Raw genomic sequence first — 5,693 nt, forward strand, 5'->3', positions numbered from 1 at the left:
GTGTACTGGAGCGTACCACAACTGGTATCCATAAAGATGAACTGGCTTTTGTGATCAGCGGCATGCCGTTAAAGAAGTTTGGTTCCCAAGGTCAGCAGAAATCTTTTTTAATTGCTTTGAAGATTGCCCAATATGCTTACCTCGCCAAAAACAAGGGATTTAAACCTTTGCTTTTGTTGGATGATATTTTTGATAAGCTGGATGATAACCGGGTTCAAAAATTGATGCAAATGGTTTCCCACCATGATTTTGGGCAGATATTTATTACAGATACAGGAAGAGAAAGGGTAAAATCAATTTTTGAAAAAATAGAAGTTGATGTAACTTTGTTCGAAGTAGATAACGGAACTATACAAAATGCGTAAACCCAATGATGTTACAGTAAAAGATGCCATCAGCAAAATGCTGGATGTATACCGTTTGCGCCGTAAATTCGACGAAACTTCAATCTTGTCTATCTGGCCAGAGATTATGGGCACCGCCATAGCCAACAGGACCAAGCAGATCTACATCCACGATAAGAAATTGTTCCTACGCATCGAATCTTCGGTAATCAAAAATGAATTGGTTATGGTTCGCCAGGGCATTATCCAAAAACTGAATGAACACGCCGGTAGTGTGGTAATTACCGATATGGTTTTTTTATAAGTATAAAGAAACGGTAGAGTTAATATAAAATTGTCGTCCTGGGCCTGTCGAAAGACCTGTTTAATGCAGTTTCAAGCGTTTCGACAAGCTCAACGTGACAGATTCGAATTGGATTAAGACTCAAGAGTTTGGGCTGAGAAATTAGCCCCTTCCTCCAAATACCTTCGATAAAATCCAGATCAGCAGTGCAACCACTACTACAACTACAATTACGCCCACCCAAACGCCGGCTTTAAATATACCTTCTACGAGTTCACAACTGCTTAAGGTAGTGCATAAAAATGCGATCAGTACTAAAGGGAATGCTCTTTTCATATTCATATTATTTGTAATAGCTAACATTGAATACAGGAGAAAGTTTTGGTAAATGACTTATTTGCCTGGAATCGTCCTGGTCGTGGTGTAAGATGTTACCATCTTTCACGTTACTGATCCTACTATTGCAGTTTTGAAATATTTTAAATAAAAAACGGCCAGATGGTAACATCTGACCGCACATTCAAATCTACTTTTTTTGTGGTGTCAGATGTTACCATCTGACACGGTATTCAACATGCTTTTTGACTGAACTGTTTTAATTCCAGTTCAAAAAAACAGCCAGATGGTAATATCCGACTGCATAAATATAAATTTTTATTTCCCGTTTACTTTTAACAATTCAACCTCGAAGATTAAAGTGCTGTAAGGAGGAATATCCTGTCCGGCACCACGCGCTCCATATGCTAAATCATATGGAATGAAAAATTTGTATTTAGAACCGGCAGGCATTAATTGTACACCTTCTGTCCAGCCTTTAATTACCTGGTTTAGTGGGAAAGAAATCGGTTCGCCTCTATCATAAGAGCTGTCAAATTGTTTTCCATTTAATAATGTTCCTTTGTAATGTACCAGTACCGAATCGGTAGCCTGTGGTTTAACGCCAGTACCAGCAGTTAAAACTTCGTATTGTAAGCCGCTTGCAGTTGTTTGTACACCTGCACGTTTTTTGTTTTGTTCTAAGAAATCTTGTCCTTCTTTCATAATTGGTGCATATTTAATTTTATTTGCTGCTTCTTCAGCTTTATTTTTTACTGATGATGCTTTGGCTAATGCCTCATTAATACATTGTTGCGCCTGCTGCTGCGTTAAAATAACCTTGCCTCCTGTAAATGCATCTTTTAGTCCTTTTAACAGTACTTCGTAGTTTAAGGTAGAAAGGCCAGTTGTTTTTAATCCCGCACCAATAGAAGTACCAAAAGCATAACTGGTAGAATCTAAAGTAGATTTTAAACCCGCTGTAAAGGTTGATGTTTTACTTGCGGCTGTGGTTGGTTTTTTTGCAACAGCTTTCTTTGCTGCTGTTTTGGTTTGTGCATAAGATGCAGCAGCGATACCGGATAGACATACCGCTAAAAAAATTCTTTTCATTCGTATTAAATTGTTTTCATTTGTGATGAAGCGATCATGGGTTATTTGTAAATCATGATGGTTTCATTGGTTATTTTATGTGTAATTAATTCAAACGGGTTTAAAATGGTGGATTATATTTTAAGGCCGAAAGATACAAAATAGATAAAACAATAAAACCCCGAATATTCGGGGTTTTATTGTAAGTTTTTTGTGTTGAAAACTAGAAACGTTCGTCTGCTTTGAAGAAGAAGTTACCTTCAATTTCTGCATTCTCATCAGAATCTGAACCGTGAACCGCATTAGCATCGATTGATTTTGCATATTTCTGGCGGATTGTACCTTCTGCAGCCTCAGCTGGGTTAGTAGCACCGATCAATTTTCTGAAATCTTCAATGGCGTTGTCTTTTTCTAAAATAGCAGCAACAATAGGTCCTGAAGACATAAAGCTTACTAAATCTTTGTAAAAAGGACGCTCAGCGTGAACAGCATAGAACTGACCAGCAGTTTCGTCTGTAAGTTTAGTATATTTTAATGCGATGATTTTGAAACCAGCATTAGTAATGTCGTTAATGATCAATCCGATATGGCCGTTTGCTACTGCATCAGGCTTGATCATGGTAAAAGTTCTGTTAGTGCTCATTGTGCTTTTGATATCAAATTTTTTGCAAAAATACGTTTTAATTGATGAATAATCAATAAACATTGTTTTTCGGTCGCGAATCGAGGTTAGTAATGGATAATTAGGCTTCAAATGGCTAACTGAGCTTTTTTTATGCTGTATAATCCTGTTAATCTCCATCTCTTTTAAAACTATGATCCTACTAATCTTAAAATCCTTTAATCCTAATCTAAATTTACTTAGCTTTGCAGCGCAAAAAATATATGCTTACACTAACTGAATTAAAAACATTATTGGCTACGCCACAACGAATTGTGATCACCACGCATCACAAACCCGATGGCGATGCGATGGGTTCATCTCTGGGGTTATATGGATATTTAATTCAAAAAGGCCATCATGTTAAGGTAATCACACCAACAGATTATCCTACCTTTCTACATTGGATGCCAGATAATGGTGATGTAATTATTTTTACAGAAGAGCAAGAAAAGGCAGCCAAGTTAGTGGATGAAGCCTCGCTCATTTTTTGCCTTGATTTTAATGCCCTAAGTAGGATTAATGAATTAGGCGAATTGGTTAGAGCAGCAGGAGCAAAAAAAATCATGATCGATCATCACCTCGAACCTGAAGATTTTGATGATTACCGCCACTGGGATATTAACGCCTGTGCTGCTGCGCAGTTGGTTTACGATTTTATTGTTAACCAATTGGAGGATAAAGCTGGCATCAACAAAGATGTTGCAGCCTGTTTGTACACCGGTATCATGACCGATTCTGGATCTTTCCGTTTTCCATCAGCTACAGCCGAGGTATACCGTATTGCAGCTGATCTGATAGATCTTGGTGCCGAGCACTGGAAAATCCATCAATTGGTATACGATAATGCAAGCGAAAATCGTTTGCGCTTTTTGGGTTATTGCCTGTCGAACAAGTTAGAAGTTATAAGAGAATACAATACCGCCATTATTTCCGTTACAAAAGAAGAACTGGCACAATACCATAGTGCAACCGGCGATACAGAGGGCGTGGTAAACTACGCATTATCGATTAATGGCATCCGTTTAGCCGCATTAATTATTGAGCGTCCGGATAAAGTTAAATTATCTGTTAGGTCTACAGGCGATTTTCCGGCCAACGAAATCTGTAAAAAATATTTTAATGGCGGTGGACATAGGAATGCAGCAGGTGGCGCAACAGAAAAACCCTTGGCTGATGTAGTAAACGAATTTAAAACGATATTAGCAGAATATAAAGAACAATTGATTGCTTAAACACAAGAAATAAAACAATAAACTTAAAAAAGTCAAATTAAATAAATGAAAAAGGGAATTATTATTCTAGCAGCAGCCACCTTAGGTTTAGCGGCATGTAACAAAGAGAAAAAGGGAGCCGGTGGGTTATTGTATACCATTCACCACTCAGCTGGTAACGAGAAAATCAAAGAAGGCGATATCGTTAAAATGAATTTTATCCAGAAAAACGATAAAGATTCAGTTTTATCAAGCACTTTCGATAGTGAAACTCCTGCAGTATTTCCTGCACAGAAAAAAATGTATGCTGGTGATATGAACGATGTTTTAACATTGTTTGGAGAAGGCGATAGTGCTACTTTTAAAGTAAACTTAGATACTATGGCACTTCATAGTAAACAACCTAAACCAGAGCAGTTCAAAAATGATAAGTACATCACTTTTACGGTGAAAATCGAAAAAGTATTCAAGAAAAAAACTGGTGAAGCTGATTCTACTTTTAACAAAAGAGCTCAGGAGTTTTTCCAGGCCGATTACAAAGCTACTTCAGAAAAAAAGAAAGCTGCCGAACCTGCTAAATTAAAAAGTTATTTAGAAGATACTAAATTAGAAACCAAAACTACTGCGAGTGGATTACACTACATTATAGAAAAACCAGGCAGTGCAGAAAAACCAGCTTTAGGCGATACCGTATTAATTGATTATACTGGTAGAGTAACTAAAAAAGGTAAAGATGGTAAATATAAAATCTTCGATACAAGTGATGAGAAATTGGCTAAAGCAGAAAACGAATTTAAACCAGGTAAACCTTACGGTCCTCAAAAAATGCCAGTTGGCGGTACAATCCCAGGATTTACTGAAGCTTTACAGTTAATTGGTAAAGGTGGTAAAATTAAAGTAATTATCCCTTCTAACTTAGGTTATGGCGAGCAAGGTGCACCTCAGGTAGGTATCATGCCTTTCAGCCCAATTGCTTTCGATTTAGAAATCAAAGATATTATCAAAGGAAAACCAGCTGCAGCAGCTCCAGTTCAAATGCCTGCTCCTGTAGTTAAAAAATAATTTCTTAAAAATATTTTAAAATCCTGCTTATTATTTAAGCAGGATTTTTTTTGTTTATTATTTTTTAATACTGAGCCAAGAAATAAAACGTTTCAAAGATTTATAAAAACTTATTATAACCTATCTTTGTAGTGATCTAATAAAATAGTGGGCATTTTGAAAAAGATCTAACTGCTGTTTTTTAATAAATAAATTTAAATGAGGAACGGAATTATTATTCTCTTGGCGGCGGCACTAGGCCTGTCGGCCTGTAACAAATTCGAAAAGGGTGAAGGAGATATGACTTACAAGATCTATAAAAGTGAAGGTAAGCCGAAAATTCAGGATGGCGATTATGTAAAGTTAAATGGTGTTCAAACAGTAGAAACCAATACCAATCCCGATTCGGTAATGGTAAATACTTACGATAATGAGCGCCCGGCTTTCTTTGCCATTAGCAAATCGATGTTTAAAGGCGATTTAGCTTCAGGATTGAAACTGCTCGGTGAAGGAGACAGTGCAGTTTTTAAATTGAACCTGGATTCTATGGAGAAATATTCAGGCCAGCCTAAGCCAAAAGGACTAAAATCAAACATTGCTTCTTTTACGATTAAAATTGAGAAAGTATTGCATAAAGGGAAAGATCCTGATTCTATTTTCGAAGCGAAGAAACGACTTTTCTTTGAGTCGGAGTACAAAGCGCTAAATGAAAAAAATAAAGTGGTAGAGCCTGCTAAAATTGC

6 protein-coding genes and 2 pseudogenes are annotated in these 5,693 nt (G+C 36.9%); 5 read left to right on the top strand and 3 right to left on the bottom strand.

Annotation, left to right across the window (positions count from 1 at the left end):
• Both AC1DPQ_RS15945 and AC1DPQ_RS15950 read left to right on the top strand, forming a co-directional pair.
• Positions 1–365: pseudogene (locus AC1DPQ_RS15945) on the top strand (DNA replication/repair protein RecF); the annotation flags it as partial.
• Positions 358–648 carry a DciA family protein gene (locus AC1DPQ_RS15950; RefSeq protein WP_276900801.1) on the top strand — a complete coding sequence of 97 codons (291 nt, stop codon included), beginning with the start codon at positions 358–360 and terminating at the stop codon, positions 646–648. The pseudogene AC1DPQ_RS15945 and the gene AC1DPQ_RS15950, both read left to right, overlap by 8 nt.
• Before the next feature lie 141 nt (positions 649–789).
• Here AC1DPQ_RS15950 and AC1DPQ_RS15955 read toward each other — a convergent pair whose 3' ends face one another.
• The 3 genes from AC1DPQ_RS15955 to AC1DPQ_RS15965 form a co-directional block, all read right to left on the bottom strand.
• Complete coding sequence (locus AC1DPQ_RS15955) at positions 790–963, bottom strand: hypothetical protein (protein WP_477579395.1); 174 nt, start codon at positions 961–963, stop codon at positions 790–792.
• A 318-nt stretch (positions 964–1,281) separates the two neighbouring features.
• The gene (locus AC1DPQ_RS15960) at positions 1,282–2,055 is read right to left on the bottom strand and encodes an FKBP-type peptidyl-prolyl cis-trans isomerase (RefSeq protein WP_477579397.1); all 774 of its coding nucleotides are present in this window, start codon (positions 2,053–2,055) and stop codon (positions 1,282–1,284) included.
• A 202-nt stretch (positions 2,056–2,257) separates the two neighbouring features.
• Positions 2,258–2,677: a nucleoside-diphosphate kinase gene (locus AC1DPQ_RS15965; RefSeq protein WP_477579399.1), complete on the bottom strand. Its 420-nt coding sequence runs from the start codon at positions 2,675–2,677 to the stop codon at positions 2,258–2,260.
• A 242-nt stretch (positions 2,678–2,919) separates the two neighbouring features.
• On the opposite strand from AC1DPQ_RS15965, the gene AC1DPQ_RS15970 reads away from it, so the two are divergent.
• From AC1DPQ_RS15970 to AC1DPQ_RS15980, 3 genes and pseudogenes are all read left to right on the top strand, one after another.
• A complete protein-coding gene (locus AC1DPQ_RS15970) occupies positions 2,920–3,930 on the top strand; it encodes a DHH family phosphoesterase (RefSeq protein ID WP_477579401.1) in 1,011 nt (336 codons plus the stop codon).
• A gap of 45 nt (positions 3,931–3,975) precedes the next feature.
• The gene (locus AC1DPQ_RS15975) at positions 3,976–4,971 is read left to right on the top strand and encodes an FKBP-type peptidyl-prolyl cis-trans isomerase (protein WP_215125285.1); all 996 of its coding nucleotides are present in this window, start codon (positions 3,976–3,978) and stop codon (positions 4,969–4,971) included.
• A gap of 198 nt (positions 4,972–5,169) precedes the next feature.
• Positions 5,170–5,693, top strand: a pseudogene (locus AC1DPQ_RS15980) (FKBP-type peptidyl-prolyl cis-trans isomerase); the annotation flags it as partial.

Source organism: Pedobacter sp. 01T416_2, assembly GCF_056398925.1.